This window comes from Halobellus sp. MBLA0158, from assembly GCF_041477585.1.
Classification (GTDB): domain Archaea; phylum Halobacteriota; class Halobacteria; order Halobacteriales; family Haloferacaceae; genus Haloquadratum; species Haloquadratum rubicundus.
On record NZ_JBGNYA010000001.1, the window covers coordinates 1,303,647 to 1,320,920 of the forward strand.

At 69.2% G+C, this 17,274-nt stretch carries 17 protein-coding genes; 10 read left to right on the forward strand and 7 right to left on the reverse strand.

What is annotated here, in order from left to right; genetic code table 11:
- The first annotated feature begins 219 nt into the window (after positions 1–219).
- From OS889_RS06815 to OS889_RS06835, 5 genes are all read left to right on the forward strand, one after another.
- Positions 220–1,959: a cbb3-type cytochrome c oxidase subunit I gene (locus OS889_RS06815; protein ID WP_372391576.1), complete on the forward strand. Its 1,740-nt coding sequence runs from the start codon at positions 220–222 to the stop codon at positions 1,957–1,959.
- Positions 1,960–2,317: 358 nt separating this feature from the next.
- Complete coding sequence (locus tag OS889_RS06820) at positions 2,318–2,614, forward strand: DUF7520 family protein (protein WP_372391577.1); 297 nt, start codon at positions 2,318–2,320, stop codon at positions 2,612–2,614.
- Positions 2,615–2,812: 198 nt separating this feature from the next.
- Positions 2,813–4,084 carry a Single-stranded DNA binding protein gene (locus OS889_RS06825; RefSeq protein ID WP_372388453.1) on the forward strand — a complete coding sequence of 424 codons (1,272 nt, stop codon included), beginning with the start codon at positions 2,813–2,815 and terminating at the stop codon, positions 4,082–4,084.
- Positions 4,081–5,838, forward strand: coding sequence for a hypothetical protein (locus OS889_RS06830; RefSeq protein WP_372388455.1), 1,758 nt, complete (start codon positions 4,081–4,083; stop codon positions 5,836–5,838). The genes OS889_RS06825 and OS889_RS06830 overlap by 4 nt, the downstream gene beginning before the upstream one ends.
- 9 nt (positions 5,839–5,847) lie before the next feature.
- Positions 5,848–6,663: a metallophosphoesterase gene (locus tag OS889_RS06835; RefSeq protein WP_372388457.1), complete on the forward strand. Its 816-nt coding sequence runs from the start codon at positions 5,848–5,850 to the stop codon at positions 6,661–6,663.
- Between the two features lie 36 nt (positions 6,664–6,699).
- On the opposite strand, the gene OS889_RS06840 is transcribed toward OS889_RS06835, so the two are convergent.
- Entirely contained in the window at positions 6,700–6,960 is a 261-nt protein-coding gene (locus tag OS889_RS06840) for a hypothetical protein (RefSeq protein WP_372388459.1), read from the reverse strand.
- Between the two features lie 105 nt (positions 6,961–7,065).
- Between OS889_RS06840 and OS889_RS06845 the strand changes: the two genes are divergently transcribed.
- Together OS889_RS06845 and OS889_RS06850 are read left to right on the forward strand one after the other, a co-directional pair.
- The gene (locus OS889_RS06845) at positions 7,066–7,191 is read left to right on the forward strand and encodes a hypothetical protein (RefSeq protein ID WP_372388460.1); all 126 of its coding nucleotides are present in this window, start codon (positions 7,066–7,068) and stop codon (positions 7,189–7,191) included.
- Positions 7,192–7,272: 81 nt separating this feature from the next.
- Positions 7,273–10,125 carry a DEAD/DEAH box helicase gene (locus tag OS889_RS06850; protein WP_372388462.1) on the forward strand — a complete coding sequence of 951 codons (2,853 nt, stop codon included), beginning with the start codon at positions 7,273–7,275 and terminating at the stop codon, positions 10,123–10,125.
- A 26-nt stretch (positions 10,126–10,151) separates the two neighbouring features.
- Here the strand turns inward: OS889_RS06850 and OS889_RS06855 are convergent, their stop codons facing one another.
- The 3 genes from OS889_RS06855 to OS889_RS06865 all read right to left on the reverse strand — a co-directional run bounded on the left by OS889_RS06855 (position 10,152) and on the right by OS889_RS06865 (position 12,978).
- Positions 10,152–10,433, reverse strand: a complete 282-nt coding sequence (locus tag OS889_RS06855; RefSeq protein ID WP_372388464.1) for a type II toxin-antitoxin system RelE family toxin — start codon at positions 10,431–10,433, stop codon at positions 10,152–10,154.
- Positions 10,423–10,716: a ribbon-helix-helix domain-containing protein gene (locus OS889_RS06860; RefSeq protein ID WP_372388466.1), complete on the reverse strand. Its 294-nt coding sequence runs from the start codon at positions 10,714–10,716 to the stop codon at positions 10,423–10,425. Before OS889_RS06860 ends, OS889_RS06855 begins: the two co-directional genes overlap by 11 nt.
- Before the next feature lie 66 nt (positions 10,717–10,782).
- Positions 10,783–12,978: an AAA family ATPase gene (locus OS889_RS06865; RefSeq protein ID WP_372388468.1), complete on the reverse strand. Its 2,196-nt coding sequence runs from the start codon at positions 12,976–12,978 to the stop codon at positions 10,783–10,785.
- A 113-nt stretch (positions 12,979–13,091) separates the two neighbouring features.
- Here OS889_RS06865 and OS889_RS06870 point away from each other — a divergent pair, with 113 nt between their 5' ends.
- On the forward strand, positions 13,092–13,226 hold the full coding sequence (locus OS889_RS06870) for a DUF7128 family protein (RefSeq protein ID WP_372388469.1): 135 nt from the start codon (positions 13,092–13,094) through the stop codon (positions 13,224–13,226).
- 74 nt (positions 13,227–13,300) lie between these two features.
- Here the strand turns inward: OS889_RS06870 and OS889_RS06875 are convergent, their stop codons facing one another.
- The 3 genes from OS889_RS06875 to OS889_RS06885 all read right to left on the reverse strand — a co-directional run bounded on the left by OS889_RS06875 (position 13,301) and on the right by OS889_RS06885 (position 15,867).
- Positions 13,301–13,990: a DUF7524 family protein gene (locus OS889_RS06875; protein WP_372388470.1), complete on the reverse strand. Its 690-nt coding sequence runs from the start codon at positions 13,988–13,990 to the stop codon at positions 13,301–13,303.
- 161 nt (positions 13,991–14,151) lie between these two features.
- Positions 14,152–14,340 carry a methytransferase partner Trm112 gene (locus OS889_RS06880; protein ID WP_313689546.1) on the reverse strand — a complete coding sequence of 63 codons (189 nt, stop codon included), beginning with the start codon at positions 14,338–14,340 and terminating at the stop codon, positions 14,152–14,154.
- 201 nt (positions 14,341–14,541) lie between these two features.
- Positions 14,542–15,867 carry an adenylosuccinate synthase gene (locus OS889_RS06885; protein WP_372388471.1) on the reverse strand — a complete coding sequence of 442 codons (1,326 nt, stop codon included), beginning with the start codon at positions 15,865–15,867 and terminating at the stop codon, positions 14,542–14,544.
- A gap of 172 nt (positions 15,868–16,039) precedes the next feature.
- Between OS889_RS06885 and OS889_RS06890 the strand changes: the two genes are divergently transcribed.
- Together OS889_RS06890 and OS889_RS06895 are read left to right on the forward strand one after the other, a co-directional pair.
- Positions 16,040–16,678, forward strand: coding sequence for an NAD(P)-dependent oxidoreductase (locus tag OS889_RS06890; RefSeq protein ID WP_372388473.1), 639 nt, complete (start codon positions 16,040–16,042; stop codon positions 16,676–16,678).
- A gap of 288 nt (positions 16,679–16,966) precedes the next feature.
- Positions 16,967–17,272, forward strand: a complete 306-nt coding sequence (locus tag OS889_RS06895) for a hypothetical protein (RefSeq protein WP_372388475.1) — start codon at positions 16,967–16,969, stop codon at positions 17,270–17,272.
- Positions 17,273–17,274: the final 2 nt, after the last annotated feature.

Here is a 17,274-nt window from a genome sequence, read left to right on the forward strand (position 1 = left end):
CGACGACTCCTCGAAAGCGAACTGAGCCGCTTCCGCCGGCGTTCGATACGCGTTCTTCTCTCGGCGGATTCTCGTTCGTCACGTTCGATTCCCCCGCTGTGCCTCCTGTCGGTCGTTTTATCGGAGCTGAGACGGCTGCGCCGTCCCGAACCTTTCATTACCTTTCGTTCCTCAGACTCCCCTATGCAGGTCAACGGACAGCTCGCACTGACGGTCCTTATGGGGCTCTTCCTCGTGGCCGTCGCCGCGTGGCTCGCGCGGATCGAAAACTGGCGTTCGTACAGCCCGATCGCGGGCGGCGGCGCCTTCGGGCAAGGGGAAGGATACGTTTCCGAGGAGAAACCGTCCGGTGTCATCCGCTGGCTCACCACAGTGGACCACAAGGACATCGGCATCCTGTACGGCACGTACGGGCTCATCGCGTTCGTGGTCGGCGGCCTGATGGTCGTCGTGATGCGGATCGAGCTGATCGATCCCGGGATGACGCTCATCTCGAATCAGTTCTACAACTCGATGCTGACGAGTCACGGTATCACGATGCTGTTCCTGTTCGGGACGCCGATCATCGCGGCGTTCGCGAACTATCTGGTGCCGCTCCTGATCGGCGCGGACGACATGGCGTTCCCGCGGATCAACGCGATCGCGTTCTGGCTCCTGCCGCCGGCGGCGCTTCTCATCTGGGCCGGCTTCTTCCCGATTCCGGAGGTCATTCCGGCGCAGACCGCCTGGACGATGTACACCCCGCTGTCTGCGGGCGTCGGTGCCGGCAATCAGGCCAACGCCGGCGTCGATCTGATGCTCTTGGGGCTTCACCTGTCAGGCGTCTCCGCGACGATGGGTGCGATCAACTTCATCGCGACCATCTTCACCGAACGCGGCGACGACGTCTCGTGGGCGAACCTGGACATCTTCTCGTGGACGATCCTCACCCAGTCGGGGCTGATCCTGTTCGCCTTCCCGCTTCTGGGTAGCGCGCTCGTGATGCTGCTGTTCGACCGCAACTTCGGGACGACGTTCTTCGCCGGCGGCGACGGGGCGATCCTCTGGCAGCACCTGTTCTGGTTCTTCGGCCATCCCGAGGTCTACATTCTGGTGCTTCCCCCGATGGGGATCGTCAGCTACGTCCTCCCGCGCTTTGCGGGACGGCGCCTCTTCGGGTTCAAGTTCGTCGTCTACTCGACGCTCGCGATCGGCGTCCTCTCCTTCGGCGTGTGGGCGCACCACATGTTCGCGACCGGCATCGACCCGCGGCTCCGGGCGTCCTTTATGGCGGTCTCGCTCGCCATCGCGATACCGAGCGCGGTGAAGACATTCAACTGGATCACGACGATGTGGAACGGTCGCGTGCGGCTGACGACGCCGATGCTGTTCTGTATCGGCTTCGTCTCGAACTTCATCATCGGCGGCGTCACCGGCGTCTTCCTGGCGTCGATCCCCGTCGACCTGATCCTGCACGACACCTACTACGTCGTCGGGCACTTCCACTACATCGTGATGGGCGCGATCGCCTTCGCCGGGTTCGCGGGCCTGTACTACTGGTTCCCGCTCTACACCGGCCGGATGTACCAGAAGACGCTCGGCAAGGCGCACTTCTGGCTGTCGATGGTCGGGACGAACATCACGTTCTTCGCGATGATCCTGCTCGGCTACGGCGGGATGCCGCGGCGGTACGCGACGTACCTCCCGCAGTTCGCGACGCTCCATCAGGTCGCGACGCTCGGCGCGCTCATCTTGCTCGTCGGCCAGATCATCTTCGTGTGGAACTTCGTCCAGTCGTGGCTCGAAGGCCCGCAGATCGAGGACGGCGACCCGTGGAACCTCCGGGACGCGGGCCTCTACACCGCCGAGTGGGACTGGTACGACCAGAAGCTTCAGACGGCCATCGCCGACGGCGGCGAGGAAGAACAAGCGCTGCCCGACGGCGGCGAAGCGGTCGACGCGTCCGCTGAGGACGACTGAGGTCGCCGTCGGATCCGATTTTTTCGTTTCTCTTCGTTTCAGTTCCGCCGATTCTGTCACGGCCTGCGGTCGATCGTCGAGAGCGGTCAGACCGCGAGGATGATTCCCGTCGCGAACATCAGCACCACGACGGCCGCCAGGATGAGTCCGAGGAGGTCTCTGTCGCTCATACGCCGAATTCGACCCAGTCGGGCAAAGGTGCGTCGGTCCGGAGCAGGTGACCCGTCCCGAGTCCGTGCCGGTCCGTCCGCTTCGCCGCGCCGAGTGGCGCGCCGTCCGCGCGGCCGATAATCACTATTATCGGCCTGCGCGACGCACCTCCGGTGTGACCGAACGGGACCCCGACGCGGAGAGGGACGTGCGAGTCGGCGACGACCCGACGGCGGGAGCGGCCCGCACGGACGCCCGCGAGGGATCGCGGTTCGTCATCCAACTGTACGTCGCGCTCGTCGCGGTCGCGGCGACCGCCGGACTGCTCACGGGGGCGTTCGTCGATGGGCTCTCGGCGCCGCGGTTCCTCTTTCTGGTTCCGCTGCCGCCGACGCCGCTCGGTTTCGCCGTCTACGGCGGGCTCACCGTCGCGCTCGTCCTCGGGATCCCGCTCGCGCTGGTGCGCTACGTCTCGCAGAACATCGACGACGTCGAGGGACAATAGCAGCGCAGCCGCTCGCGGAGGGCTGACAGCCGACGACGCTCGGCTACTCGCGTCGGTGTCGTCGGACACCCGCGGGCCGACGCGAGCGGGGCTTACCTCACGGGGACGCTGGCCGCGGCTTCGGGGATAAACGCTCGTCCTCGGAATCCCGCTCGCGCTGGCCACGTTTTTATTCCGGGCGGGCGTAGCGTCCCGACGATGGACGTAGACGATCACGCCGAGGAGCTCGCCTCCGCCCTCGGTGTCGACAAAGCGGAGGTCAAAGACGACTTGGAGAACCTCGTGTCGTACAGCGTACCGATCGACGAGGCCAAACAGAGCATCCGCCGCAAGTACGGCGGCGGCGACGGGGGCGACGCGACTCCCTCGACGAAGGACGTCGCGGACGTCACGCCCGAGGACGGCAACGTCACCGTGACCGTCCGGGTGCTCTCTGTCGGCCGTCGGTCGATCCGCTACCAGGGCGAAGAGCAGGTCATCCGCGAGGGCGAGTTCGCGGACGCGACCGGGAAGATCTCCTACACCGCCTGGGAGGACTTCGGCTTCGAGCCCGGCGACTCGATCACCGTCGGCAACGCCGGCGTCCGCGAGTGGGAGGGCGAGCCCGAACTCAACGTCGGGCAGTCCTCGACGGTCGCCATCGAGACCGAGCCCGTGGAGGTCCCCTACGAGATCGGCGGCGACACCGACCTCGTGGACCTCCGGTCGGGCCACCGCGGCCGAAACGTCGAAGTCCGGGTGCTGGAGGCCGAAGAGCGCGTCATCGACGGCCGCGACGGCGAGACCACGATCCGCTCGGGCGTCGTCGCCGACGAGACCGGGCGGCTCCCGTTCACGGACTGGGAGGCCAGATCGGAGCTCCGCGAGGGCCACGACTTCCGGCTCGAAGAGGTGTACGTCCGGGAGTTCCGCGGCGTGCCGCAGGTGAACCTCTCGGAGTACACGACCGTGACCCCGCTGGCGCGCGAGATCGAGGTCGACGACGAGGCCCCGCGGATGGGCATCGCCGAGGCCGTCGGCTCCGGGGGCCTCTTCGACGTCGAACTCGTCGGGAACGTGCTCGAAGTCCGCGACGGTTCGGGGCTCATCGAGCGCTGTCCCGAATGCGGTCGGGTGCTCCAGAACGGCCAGTGCCGCACCCACGGCGCGGTCGACGGCGAGGACGATATGCGCGTGAAGGCGATCGTCGACGACGGGACCGGTACCGTGACGGCGATCTTGGACCGCGAACTCACAGAGGAACTGTATGGCGGCACCCTCGAAGACGCGATGGAGGCCGCCCGCGACGCGATGAGCAAGGAGGTCGTCGCCGACGAGATCCGCGAGCGCGTCGTCGGTCACGAGTACCGCGTCCGCGGCAATCTCTCGGTCGACGACTACGGCGCGAACGTCGAGGCCAGCGAGTTCGAGCGCGCGGGCGACGACCCGGCCGCGCGTGCGACCGAGATCCTGACGGAGGTGCGGCCGTGAGCGACGCGCCGCAGGGTCGCGAGGTGGCCCGTCGGGTCTTCGCCGCCGAGTTCGACGACGCGACGCTGTCTTATTCGGAAAGCGACGAGGAGCGCGCGCCGAACTACGTCGTCACCCCCACCGGGGCGCGGATCAATCGCCTGTTCGCCGTCGGCGCGCTGACCGAGGTCGAGTCGGTCAACGACGACATCGTCCGCGGGCGGATCGCGGACCCGACGGGCGTGTTCGTCAGCTACGCCGGCCAGTACCAGCCCGACGCGATGGGCTTTCTCGAACGCGCGGAGCCGCCGTGCTTCGTCTCGCTGACCGGCAAGGCCCGCACCTACCAGCCGGACGACTCCGATCGGATCTTCACGTCGGTCCGCCCCGAGAGCCTCAACGAGGTCGACGCCGACACCCGCGACCGCTGGGTCGTCGCCGCCGCCGAGGCGACGCTCGAACGCGTCGCGACGACCGCCGCGGCGCTCGATCTCGACGTCTGCGGCGACGACCTCCGAGCCGCGCTCGAATCCCGCGGCGTCGACGCGGCGCTCGCTCAGGGCGTCGCGCTCGCGATCGATCACTACGAGCCGACCGAACACTATCTCGAAGCGGTCCGCACGATGGCGATCCAGGGGCTCGAACTCGTCGCCGGCGAGCGCGAGGCCGTCGACGGGCTCGCGGTCGATCCCGACGAGGCCGGCCCCGACGAACTCGGCCCGCTCCCCGACGTCGCCGCGGCCTCCGCCGCGCCCGCCGACGCGACAGCGACCGCCGGTACGGGAACGGAAGGAGCCGGAGCCGCCGACGAGGCCGCCGAAGCGACCGGATCGACTGCATCGACCGCATCGGAGCCGTCCTCCCAGTCCGCGGCGGACGAATCCGAGCCGACGGTCGAGACCTCCGAGTCGCCGACGGCGGACGAATCCGAGGCACAGCCCGCGGCCGAGACCGCCGCCGCCGACGTGTCCGATCAGTCTGCACCCGCTGAAGTCGACTCCGAGGGCTCCGCGTCCGCGGACGCCGAATCGACGGCGACGGAGGACCCGTCGCCGAGCGACTCGGTCGACGGACCGGGCGATTTCGACGGAGCGGACGAAGGCGACGAACCGGACGCGCCCGCGGAATCGGCCGCCGACGAGACAACCGGATCCGACGAACTGGGCGACTTCGGCGTCGACGCCGGCGGGGCGGATCCGGACGATATCGAAACCGGAATCGACGAGGGCGAGATGTACGAACTCGACCCCGAGGAGCGCGCCGAGATCGAGGCCGAGTACGGCACCGAGTTCGCGACGGGCAACGAAGTCAGCGAGCCGGGCGAGGCCGACATCGACGTCCCGGACGTCGACGAACTGGAGGCCGAGGCCGGAGAGTCGGACGAGGCCGACGCGACCCCGTCCGAGCCGGCGGCCCCCGAGCCGACTGCGGAGTCGTCGCCGGCCGAGGAGACCGCCGACGCAGACGTCGAATCGGCTGACGTCGCTGGCGAAGGCGCCGGCGACGGGACAGCAACGGAGGACGACCCCGAGCCGGCGGTCGACGACTCAGCCGACGACTTGGCTGCGGACGCAGCGGACGTCGACCTCGAAGACGCCGCGGTCGCCGTGATGGAGAACCTCGACGACGGCGACGGCGCCGACCGGGAGGCGGTGATCGCGGCCGTCGTCGAGGAGTACGGCGCCGACCCCGACGACGTCGAGGACGCGATCCAGGAGGCGCTGATGAGCGGCCAGTGCTACGAGCCCAACGAGGGCACGCTGAAGGCGATCTGAGGGGGAGTGATGGACGGCGGCGATTCCCCGTCGGTGAGCGGTTCGGGTTCCCTCGTCGAGCCGATCCCCGGCGAACCCGCGGCGCGCGCGCGCCTCGATGGCGAGACGGCGCTCGTCGTTTCCGACTACCACGCCGGAATCGAGGTCGGCCTCCGCTACGAGCGCGGCGTCGAACTCGACAGCAACGCCGACCTCCGACGCATCCGGCTCCTCGGCCTGCTCGATCGCGTCGACCCGGATCGCGTGGTCGTCCTCGGCGACCTCGGCCACCGGATCGGATCGGCCGACGGCGCCGAGTCCGAGGAGCTCGCCGACCTGTTCGACGCCCTCGGCGACCGGCCGGTCACGCTCGTCCGCGGGAACCACGACGCGGGGCTCGAATCCGAACTCGCCGACGTCGGCGGCGAGCGCGTCACCGTGACAGGCCCGGAGGGCGTCAGACTGGGCCGCGTCGGGTTCGTCCACGGCCACACCTGGCCGTCGCGGGAGGTCGTCGAGAGCGACGTCGTCTGCGTCGGCCACGAACACCCGGCCGTCAGACTCGAAGACGAGGTCGGCGGCGGCCGCAAGGAGCGCGCGTGGCTCCGCGGGCCGCTCCGACCCGAGCCCTTCGCCGAACACCTCGGCGTCGCCGTCGACGAGTTCGACTGGCGCGGTCCCGAACTGATCGTCTTCCCGGCGTTCAACGACCGCTCGGGCGGCACCTGGGTCAACGTCGAGGGCCAGGGGTTCCTCTCGCCGTTCCTCCCCCGCGCGCTCGTCGCCGCCGACGCCGACGTGTATCTCCTCGACGGCACGCGGCTGGGGCCGTACCGGACGGTCTGAGCCGAGCGGCGAACGCCGGACTCGTAGTGACTACTCTCAGGCGACGCCGACGAGCAGTCCGAGCGCGTAGAGGACCGCGCCCGCGACGGCCGCGATCGCGACGAGGTTCCACTCCTCGGGACCGCCCGCGCGCTCGGGTCGGCGCAGGGCGTAGCCGGCGCTCGCGACGACGAGGACGCCGCCGACGGCGACGCCGATCGCGCCCGGGCCGCCGGATCGGATCGAATCTGCGACCGAGACGACAGAGAGGACGCCGTAGGCCAGGAGGGCCGCCCAGAACGCCGTTCGGGGCTTCACGTCCGGGCTTCGGTCCTCCGGCACGAAATACTTCCCGGCGAGGTCGCGCCCGCGGGGCACACCCGAGGGCGCCTCCCTTTTCCGTTTCGAGCGGGAATCGGCGGTATGCGAACCTCGACTAAGGTGATCGCGGCGGGCGTGCTACTGTTCGCGGTTCCGCTTCCGGGGACCTTCATCGGCGGCGCGCTCGTCGCGGCCGCGGGCGGCGGCATTCGGCTCTTCCTCGAGTAGGGTGCCGCGGTCCGGCCGCGTTCGGCCGCGCTCGGCGATCGGAACGTGGTGCTTAATCCGCTCGCGCCGGTAGTGGGACCGATGTCGGACGGTACGTCCGCCCGCGGGATGGACGCGTTCACGGCCCTCGGCGAGCCCCTCCGGACGGCCCTGTCCGAGCGCGGCTTCGCGACGCCGACCGAGCCGCAGCGCCGCGCGATTCCCCCGCTCGCGGCCGGACGCAACGCCCTCGTGATCGCGCCCACCGGAACGGGCAAGACGGAGACGGCGATGCTCCCCGTCTTCGATGCGATCGTCCGCGCGGACGGCGAGGCGCGCGAGGGCATCTCCGCGCTGTACGTCACGCCGCTTCGCGCGCTGAACCGCGATATGCGCCAGCGGCTGGAGTGGTGGGGCCAGGAGCTGGACGTCGAGATCGACGTCCGCCACGGCGACACCACCCAGTACCAGCGGCAAAAGCAGGCCGACGACCCGCCGGACGTCCTCGTGACCACGCCGGAGACGCTCCAGGCGATGCTCACGGGCAAGAAGCTCCGGCGCGCGCTCTCGGACGTCAGCCACGTCGTCGTCGACGAGGTCCACGAGCTCGCCTCCGCGAAGCGCGGCGCACAGCTGACCGTCGCCTTGGAGCGGCTCCGCGCGCTCGCGGGCTCGTTCCAGCGCATCGGGCTCTCGGCGACCGTCGGCTCGCCCGAGGAAGTGGGAAAGTTCCTCACCGGCGATCGGGACTTCGAGATCGTCGAGGTCGACGTCGGCAGCGAGGTCTCCTTCACCGTCACGCACCCCGAGGTGACCGCCGAGGACGAGACACTGGCCGGCGAGCTCGCGACCGACGCCGAGATCGCGAGCCACGTCCGCGCGATCCGGGATCTCGTCCGCGACCACGAGTCGACGCTGGTCTTCGTCAACACGCGTCAGACCGCGGAGGCGCTCGGATCCCGATTCAAGGCGCTCGGCGAGCCGATCGAGGTCCACCACGGCTCGCTCGCGAAGGACGTCCGGATCGACGTCGAGGACCGCTTCAAGTCGGGCGAGCTGGACGCGCTCGTCTGCACGTCCTCGATGGAGCTCGGGATCGACGTCGGCCGCGTGGACCACGTCGTCCAGTACGGGAGTCCCCGCGAGGTCGCCCGCCTGCTCCAGCGCGTCGGCCGTGCGGGCCACCGCCGCGACGAGGTCTCCCGCGGCACGATCGTCACCGCCGAGCCCGACGACACGCTCGAAGCGCTGGCGATCGCCCGCCGCGCCGAGGTCGGGGAAGTCGAGCCCGCGCGCATCCACCACGCCAGCCTCGACACCGTCGCCAATCAGATCGTCGGGGTCGTGATGGACGAGGGCGAGGTGTCGGCGCGGCGCGCCTACGAACTGGTGACTGCGGCCTACCCCTTCTCGGACTTGGCCGAGGAAACCTTCCGCGAGGTCGTCCGCGAGCTTTCGAAGAACCGCCTACTGTGGCTCGACGAGGAGGCCGACCGCTTAGAGAAGTCCGGCGGCACCTGGCAGTACTTCTACGCCAATCTCTCGATGATCCCCGACGAGGAGACCTACGAAGTCCACGACATCTCCTCGCGCGGCCAGATCGGCACCCTCGACGAGCGCTTCGTCGTCAATTTCGCCGAGCCCGGCGCGGCGTTCATCCAGCGCGGCGAGATGTGGCGCATCAACGACATCGACGACGAGGAGGCCCGGGTGAACGTCACGCCCATCGAGGACCCGAGCGGCGAGGTTCCCTCCTGGACCGGCTCGGAGATCCCGGTCCCCGCCCACGTCGCCAACGAGGTCGGCGAGATCCGCGCCGTCGCCGCCGACCAGTTCGCCCGCGGCGCCTCCCGCGAGGCCGTCGCCCGCGACCTCCGGGCCAGGTACCCGACCGATCCCGACACGCTGGCGACGGCGCTGGAGCCGATCGAGCGCCAGGTCGAGGCCGACCTCCCGGTCCCGACCGTCGAGCGGGTCGTCGCGGAGGGGCAGGGCCGCACGGTCGTCGTGAACAGCTGTTACGGCCACCGCGTCAACGAGACGCTCGGTCGCCTGCTCGCGGCGCTCGTCGGCCAGCGCACCGGCTCCTCCGTCGGAATGGAGGTCAGCCCCTACCGGATCGAACTCGAAGTCCCCACTCGGGCTTCGGTTCGGGACGTCGTCGAGGTCTTAGAGACCACCGAACCGGGACACGTCGAGGCCGTCCTCGAACTGGCGCTGAAGAACTCCGACGCGCTGAAGTTCACGCTCGCGCAGGTCGCCGCGAAGTTCGGCGCGCTCAAGCGCTACCAGGGCCGCGAGCGCTTCGGCGCCGACCGCCTGCTCGCCGCGCTTGAGGACACGCCCGTCTACGACGAGGCCGTACGGGAAGTGTTCCACGTCGACCTCGCCGTCGAGGAGACAGCCGATCTCCTGGCCGGGATGCAAGGGGACTCGGTCGCCCTCGAAACCGCCAGAGAGCGCACGCCGATCGGGACCGGCGGCCGCTCCAGCGGGCGCGAACTCCTCGTCCCCGAGAACGCCGACGCGAGCGTGATCCAGGCGGTGAAAGAGCGGATCCAGAACGACCGCGTTCGGCTCTTCTGTCTGCACTGCGCCGACTGGGAGCGCGAGACGAAAGTGCGTCGCGTCCGCGACCAGCCGGAGTGTCCCGAGTGCGGCGCGACCCGAATCGCCTGTCTCAACCCCTGGGACGAGGAGACGCCGAAGGCCGTCCGCGCGGACGACGCCGACCGCGACGACGAGGCGGAGCGGCTGGTCGAGCGCGCCTACCGCTCGGCGAGTCTGGTTCAGAGCCACGGCAAGCAGGCCGTGATCGCGCTGGCGGCGCGCGGCGTCGGGCCGCAGACGGCCGCGCGGATCATCAGTAAGCTCCGCGAGGACGAGGCCAACTTCTATCGGGACATCCTCGAACAGGAGCGGCAGTACGCCCGGACGCAATCGTTCTGGGACTGAGTCGGTCTCTCGTCGAAGCCGCGTCGTCAGTCGTCAGCGGTGTAGGCCCCGCTCCGATGCTCGATGCGATGCACTTCGAGCATCGTTCTGTCCCGGTCGAGCGTACACGCCAATCGGTACTGACCGATCCGGAGTTTGGAGAAGGGCCCGCCGGTCAGCGGTTCCAGAAACTCGTCGGGATCGCGCCACTTCGAGTCGACGATCTCGTCCAGCTTCGAGACGATCCGGTCCTGGATGTGTGGGTCGAGGGCGACGAACTGATCGCCGGCCTGCCGGCTGAACTCCCACGACCAGTTCTCACTCCCCATCGCCCTCGTGGTCCATCAGCTCCAGGATCTCCGCTCGGGAGAACGACTCGGACTCTCCGGTCCGCCGCTCGTGTTCGACCGTCGCGATCTGCTTCCACCCTTCCCGGGAGAAGCCCGGATGCTTCACCGCGTCGCGCGCGACGTACCGGAGGAATTCGCTCCGGGAGTTGAACCCCTCTTCCTTCCAGGTTTCGTCGATGTCTTCGAGGAAAGATCTGCTGAGACGGAGATTGATCTGCACCATCTCGGGATCGTCGCTGTTGGTGGTATCGGTCCCGGACATATACAAATGCTTTACAGACGTCTATACTAATTCCTGCCGGTGGCACGGACGGTTCGTATCCCCGACCTATCCTGACGGCCCGACGCTCCCCATCGCCGCCTCGAAGTGCGCCCGCGTGAGCAGCACCTCGTCGGCGTGGTCGTTCGCGGCCTCGCCCTCGTAGGCGCTCGCGACGTCCTCGATCGCCCGCATCGACGCCTCGCGAACCACGGCGGCGACGTCGGCGCCGGAGTAGCCCTCCAGGTCCCGCGCGAGGGCATCGCGGTCGACGTCGCCGGCCAGCGGCTTGCCGTCGAGGTGGACGTCGACGATCTCCCGGCGGGCCGCGCGGTCGGGCGCGGGCACCTCGACGTGTGACTCCAGGCGGCCGGGACGCAAGAGCGCGGGGTCGAGCGCCGCCTTCCGGTTCGTCGCCGCGAGGACGACCAAGCCCGGGTGGTCGGCGACGCGGTCGAGTTCGGTGAGCAGTTGGGAGACGACGCGCTCGCCGACGCCGGAGTCGCCGCCCGCGGCGTCCCGGTCGGTCGCGACGGCGTCGATCTCGTCGAAGAAGACGATCGCGGGCGCGGCCTGGCGGGCCCGCTCGAACACCTCTCGGACGGCCTTCTCGGACTCGCCGACGTAGCGATCGAGCAGTTCCGGGCCGGCGACCTGCACGAAGTTGACGCCGCTCTCGCCGGCGATGGCGCGCGCCAGGAGCGTCTTTCCGGTCCCGGGCGGGCCGTACAGGAGCACGCCCGTCGGCGGATCGGTCCTCGCGGCCTCGAACAGCGGGCCGTAGGTCAGCGGCCAGGTGACGGCGCGTTCGAGCGTCCGCTTGGCCTCGTTGAGCCCGCCCACGTCGTCGAACGTCGTCGTCGGCGACTCCGCGACGTACTCGCGCATCGCCGAGGGCTCGACCGCGGCCATCGCGGCCTCGACGTCCGCGCGGGTCACCTCCAGCTCCGTGATCGGCGCGTCGACGTCCGCCCGGCGGCCGCGCCGGAGCGCCGTCATCGCGGCCTCGGTCGCCAGCGACTCCAGGTCCGCGCCGACGAAGCCGTGAGTCCGGCTCGCCAGCCGCTCGATGTCGACGTCCTCGGCCAAGGGCATCCGGCGGGTGTGGACCTCCAGAATCTCTCTGCGTCCCTGCTCGTTCGGCACGCCGATTTCGATCTCGCGGTCGAAGCGACCGCCGCGCCGGAGGGCGGGATCGAGCGTGTCGACGCGGTTGGTCGCGCCGATCACGACCACGTCGCCGCGGGCGTCTAGGCCGTCCATGAGCGAGAGGAGTTGGCCGACGACGCGGTTCTCGACGTCGCCGCCGTCGTCGCGCTTGCCCGCGATGGAGTCGATCTCGTCGAAGAAGACGATCGCGGGGGCGTTCTCCCGCGCCGTCTGGAACTTCTCGCGGAGCTTCTCCTCGGATTCGCCCTTGTACTTCGACATGATCTCGGGCCCGGAGACGTCGACGAAGGTAGCGTCGACCTCGTTGGCGACGGCCTTCGCGATCAGCGTCTTGCCGGTGCCCGGCGGCCCGTGCAAGAGGACGCCCTTCGGCGGGTCGATGCCGAGGTGGGCGAAGACCTCCGGCTCCGAGAGGGGCAGTTCGATCATCTCTCGCACGAGGTCGAGTTCCTCGTCGAGGCCGCCGATGTCCTCGTAGGTCACCGTCGGCGCGGTCCCCGACGGGCTCGCGTCGGCGGTGCCGTCCGGGGCGGAGCCGTCCTCGCCACCGCCGCGGTCGCCGCCCGCGACGGCCGAGACGACTCGGCTCAGCGTTCCTTCGCGTTCGAGCCGAAGCTTCGTCGAGTCCGCGACGCGAACCATCCCGTCGGGCGCCGTCTCGCTCACGACGAACGGCGACGCGCTCAGCGACTCGAAGCGGATCTGGCCGCCGGGCTGGATCGGCCGGTCCCTGATCGCCCGCTTTATCAGTTCGACCGCGCGGTCTTCGTCCTCGAAGGCGACGTCGTCCGGCATCGACAGCGTCACCGACCGGGCGGTCTCGACGTCGACTTTTCGTACTCTGACGGTCTCGCCGATCTTCGCGCCGGCGTTCGTCCGTGTGTCGGCGTCGACGAGCACGACGTCGTCGGGGACGTCGCCGCCCGCCGGCCACACTTTCGCGACCGTCTCGCGCTCGCCCTCGACGACGACGGTGTCGCCGCTGAGCACGCTCAGTCGTCGCCGCGCCGGCTCGGGAAGGCGCGCGATCCCCCGGCCGGCGTCTCGCTTTTCGGCCCCGCGAACGGTGAGTTCGAGGCCGTCGTCCGCGCTCATACTCGCCCTTCGGCGGGCCCGCTCTTTTGTCTTGCCCGGGAGGGAGTACCCGCCGGACGCGCGCTCGACGCACCGGGGGAAGGGTTTTGGCGTGTGACCTCGTGACACCCGATATGGTGTCGACCGTCGAACGTGACGGCCAGACGTGGTACGAGTGCGACGAGTGCGGCCTGTTGCTCGAAGACGAGTCCGACGCGAAGACCCACGAAGAGAACTGTACCGCCGAGGAGCCCTCGTACCTCCAGTGAGCGCTCGGGAGGGCTTCGGTCCCCGCCCGAGGTAGCGCACGCTCGCGCGTTGCTGTCCTCGCGTCCGTCCGCGGTCACTCCAGCAGGAGCCACCCGGCGACCGCGACCGCGCCGGTGACGATCACGGCGACGACGAGCGACAGCACCACCTCGCCGACCGCGGCGATCACCGCGAGCCCGACGAGCACGGCCACCACCGCGAGGCCGAGGAAGGCGAGCGTCTCGGGCGAGTCGGCGTCCACCCGCGCGAGGAGCTCCGGCACCGAGTCGTCGAAGAACGTCGTCCCGCGCTGCGATCGCCGCGCTCGGGAGGTCCGTCGCGTGCGACTCCTCCGATCGCCGCCCCGAGTGAGTCTGGAGCTACTCGGGGTGGCGGACGCGGTCCCGCGCTGTTGGGTTTCCTCGGCGTCCGATTGCGTCGCCGCGTCGTCGACGTCGCTCGCGTCGGGATTCGCGATGGTGAGTTCGATCGCCGCGGTCTCGGCGCCGTAGCCGGAAACGATCTCCAGGCGGCCGCTGGCGGGCGTTCGGTCCGGGACGACGCCGATCGGGATCCGGCTGGTCTCGCCGCCCTCGACGTAGTGGTTCGCCTCGTTGAGCCGCGCGGTCCCCGAGAGGTCGTCGTCGAGGTGGAGATGCACGTGGACCGGACCGCCGGCGTTGTGGAGGACGACGTGGAACGGGCCGCGGACGGTCGCCTCGTCGGGCGCGTCGATCGCGTGGACTGCCCCCTCGTTGAGTTCCACCCGGAGCGACTCTGACACGAAGTGACAGACGTAGCGAACGACTAAAAGCGTTCAGGTGGGCGCGGGTGGACGGCGGGCAGAAGACGGGTGTCGCTATCGTAGCGTTTGCAAGTCTTCCTTCACTCGATCGCACGCCGTCGTGCGATCGGATGTGTAATCAGTTGCAGACGCTACGATAGTCAGTCGTCGTCGCGCATGTCCGGCGGCAGGAGGTTCGGAATCCCGTCTTCGATCGGGTAGACCTCGCCGGTGACGGTGCCGATGAGGCGCCCCTCGATGATCTCCTCGCCATCGCGCTCGTCGACTTCCAGTTCGAGGTCGCTCTTGTCGAGGGGGTCACAGAGGATGTCCATCAGTGACTCTTTCATCGCTCGGTAGGAGGCGAGCGGCCGTGAAAAGGCTACGGGTTCGGTGGGGTGTCGCTCCGGGAGTTTATGTACCACGACGGGACCACCGACGGCGTGATCTGAGAGACGCCCCGCGTCGGGCCGCGGTCGCTCGGCACGCCGACGCGGGGAGCGGTTCGAGAGTTCGGACCGCGCGGGTGCCGACTGTTCGCCCCTCGGGAGCTACTGCTCGAAGGGATTCGCCAGTTCGATCGTCTGCGCGCGGTCGGGGCCGACGCCGACGGCGTAGATCGGGGCGCCGACCTCCTCGGAGAGGTACTCCAGATACGTCTGGGCGTTCTCCGGGATGGCGTCGTAGCCCTCGGCGGCGACGGCCGACCAGTCGACCTCCGGCCACGGCTCGAACTCGCGGAGGTTGGGCTCACAGCGGCCCCAGCGCTCGGTCGTCGCGGGCATCGTCAGCAGCTCTTCGCCGTCGAGGTCGTAGGAGTGGCCCACCTTCACCTCGTCGAGGCCGGCGAGGACGTCGATGTGGTTCACCGCGAGGCCGGTGAAGCCGTTCGCGCGGGCGGCGTGGCGGAGCATCGGGACGTCCAGCCAGCCGATGCGCCGCGGCCGGCCGGTGACGGTGCCGAACTCGCCGCCCTTCTCGCGTATGTAGTCGGCCAGTTCCTCGTCGTCGCCGGTCAGTTCGGTCGGGAGCGGGCCGGTGCCGACCCGCGAGAGGTACGCCTTCACGATGCCGACGACCTCGCCGCGGCCGACGACGGTCGGGCCGACGCCCGTTCCGGTAGCGGCGCCGCCGGCGGTCGGGTTCGAGGAGGTGACGTAGGGGTAGATCCCGTGGTCGATGTCGATCGAGGTGCCCTGTGCGCCCTCGAAGAGGACGTCGTCACCGGCGTCGACGTGGGAGCCGAGGAACTCCCCCGCGTTGACGGTCATCGACTCCTCGCGGAGGCGCTCGCCGATCTCCACGTACTCCTCGTAGACGGCGTCGATATCGAACGCCTCGCCGGTGTCGACGCCGAAGACGTCCTCGGCGAGCGCGCGCTTCTGCGGGATGACGTACTCCAGCCGGTCCCGGAGCACCTCGGGGTCGAGCAGGTCGCCGACGCGGATGCCGCGGCGGCCGGCCTTGTCCTCGTAGGTCGGGCCGATGCCGCGGCCGGTCGTCCCCGCGTCGAGGTCGGAGTCGGACTTCGCTTCCTCTTCGATCCCGTCGAGGACGCGGTGATACGGCATAATGACGTGCGCGCGGCGAGCCACGCGGACGTCGGGGTCGAGGCCGCGCTCGCGCAGTTCGTCGATCTCCGAGAACAGCGTCTTGGGGTTGACGACACAGCCGTTGCCGAGGACGCCCACCTTGTCGCGGATGGCGCCGCTCGGCACCAGCGAGAGCTTGTACTCGTCGCCGTCCTGGACGACGGTGTGGCCGGCGTTGTCGCCGCCCTGATACCGGGCGACCACGTCGGCGTCGCCTCCCCACAGGTCGACGAGGGCGCCCTTGCCCTCGTCGCCCAACTGGGAGCCGACAATCGTGACGGTCATACGTGCCGCTACTTCGCCCCCCGTGAAACGGGTTACGGTCCGCCGCGCGGGGGCCTCGGCTCCGCACGCGCCCTTCAGACGTCGCGTTCGACCCGTCTCGACGTCCCGGGTGCCGGTCGGCGTTGCCGGAGCCCTCGCCCTTTCGCCGGTCGACGTCGTAGATCGACGACAGATGCACGTACTACTGCTCGGCGCCAGCGGGCGGATCGGACGGCGGGTCGCGACGGAACTGCTCGACCGGGACCACGCCGTGACGGGCGTCTCCCGGAGCGGAACGGTCCCCGAGATCGAGGATCCGGACTTCGTCGCGGTCGCAGGCGACGCGACCGATCCGGACCAGATCGCACGACTCGCGACCGGTCACGACGCCGTCGCTTCCGCGCTTGGTCCCGGCGACGACGAATCGCCCGAACTGCTCGCGGAGATGATCGAGGCCGTCATCGAGGCGATTCGCCGCGCCTCGGTCGATCGGCTCGTCTGGACGGGCGGCGCCGGCGGCCTGTACGTCGGTCCCGACACCCGCCTCGTCGAGACCGACGACTTCCCCGAAGAGTGGGTCCCCATCGCCCGCGCGGCCATCGACGCCTACGAGATTCTCGCGGCGGCCGAGGACCTCCGGTGGACCTACCTCGCGCCCGCGGCGCTCATCGAACCCGGCGAACGGACCGGGGAGTACCGGACCGCCGAGGGCGAACTCGTCACCGACGAGGAGGGCGACAGCTACATCTCGATGGAGGACTTCGCGATCGCGCTGGTCGACGAACTCGAAGACCCCCAGGGGATCCACACGTACCTCGGCACCGGCTACTGATACTGTCGGAGGGAACTACCCGAATCCGGTGTGCCACTGACGCGAAGTCCGGACGACATCCGGGACCGCTCGGTCGGATCTCGGCCGTACTTCGGACGGCGAACGCTCGCTGCGACTGCTGCCGAGCCACGGGCGTCGAAGGTCCCGAAACCGTCGGATTCCCCCGTCACACGAGCATTAACCGAAGATTAATTACCCGCGCTAGCGTACGTCAGGCCGGACGCTGTTTCCTGGTTCGTCGGACGGAGGGCAAGGTTTAAATCCCGACCAGACAAGTTAACAGATGACATGATAGACCGACTGGAAAAGGAAGTGGATATGCTAGAACGCCACTTGCAGGTCCTGAGAATGGTCATCGAGAGCGAACCCATCGGCATCGTGAAGATGTCGAACGAGACCGGCTACCCCCACCACAAGGTGCGCTATTCGCTGCGCGTCCTCGAAGAGGAGAACCTCATCGAGCCGTCGAGCCAGGGTGCCATCACGACTGAGCAGACCGCGGACTTCGTGGACGAACTCGACGAGAAACTGGACCACATCGTCGAGAAGCTCGACGAGATGAAGATCGAAGAGACCGTCGAAGTCGAGAACTGAAC

Bases quoted from the DNA above. Each gene is read 5' to 3' on its own strand.
- OS889_RS06815 (WP_372391576.1), top strand. From the start codon at position 220: ATGGGGCTCTTCCTCGTGGCCGTCGCCGCGTGGCTCGCGCGGATCGAA.
- OS889_RS06825 (WP_372388453.1), top strand. From the start codon at position 2,813: ATGGACGTAGACGATCACGCCGAGGAGCTCGCCTCCGCCCTCGGTGTC.
- OS889_RS06835 (WP_372388457.1), top strand. From the start codon at position 5,848: ATGGACGGCGGCGATTCCCCGTCGGTGAGCGGTTCGGGTTCCCTCGTC.
- OS889_RS06845 (WP_372388460.1), top strand. From the start codon at position 7,066: ATGCGAACCTCGACTAAGGTGATCGCGGCGGGCGTGCTACTGTTCGCG.
- OS889_RS06850 (WP_372388462.1), top strand. From the start codon at position 7,273: ATGTCGGACGGTACGTCCGCCCGCGGGATGGACGCGTTCACGGCCCTC.
- OS889_RS06855 (WP_372388464.1), bottom strand. From the start codon at position 10,433: ATGGGGAGTGAGAACTGGTCGTGGGAGTTCAGCCGGCAGGCCGGCGAT.
- OS889_RS06860 (WP_372388466.1), bottom strand. From the start codon at position 10,716: ATGTCCGGGACCGATACCACCAACAGCGACGATCCCGAGATGGTGCAG.
- OS889_RS06865 (WP_372388468.1), bottom strand. From the start codon at position 12,978: ATGAGCGCGGACGACGGCCTCGAACTCACCGTTCGCGGGGCCGAAAAG.
- OS889_RS06870 (WP_372388469.1), top strand. From the start codon at position 13,092: ATGGTGTCGACCGTCGAACGTGACGGCCAGACGTGGTACGAGTGCGAC.
- OS889_RS06880 (WP_313689546.1), bottom strand. From the start codon at position 14,340: ATGAAAGAGTCACTGATGGACATCCTCTGTGACCCCCTCGACAAGAGC.
- OS889_RS06885 (WP_372388471.1), bottom strand. From the start codon at position 15,867: ATGACCGTCACGATTGTCGGCTCCCAGTTGGGCGACGAGGGCAAGGGC.
- OS889_RS06890 (WP_372388473.1), top strand. From the start codon at position 16,040: ATGCACGTACTACTGCTCGGCGCCAGCGGGCGGATCGGACGGCGGGTC.
- OS889_RS06895 (WP_372388475.1), top strand. From the start codon at position 16,967: ATGATAGACCGACTGGAAAAGGAAGTGGATATGCTAGAACGCCACTTG.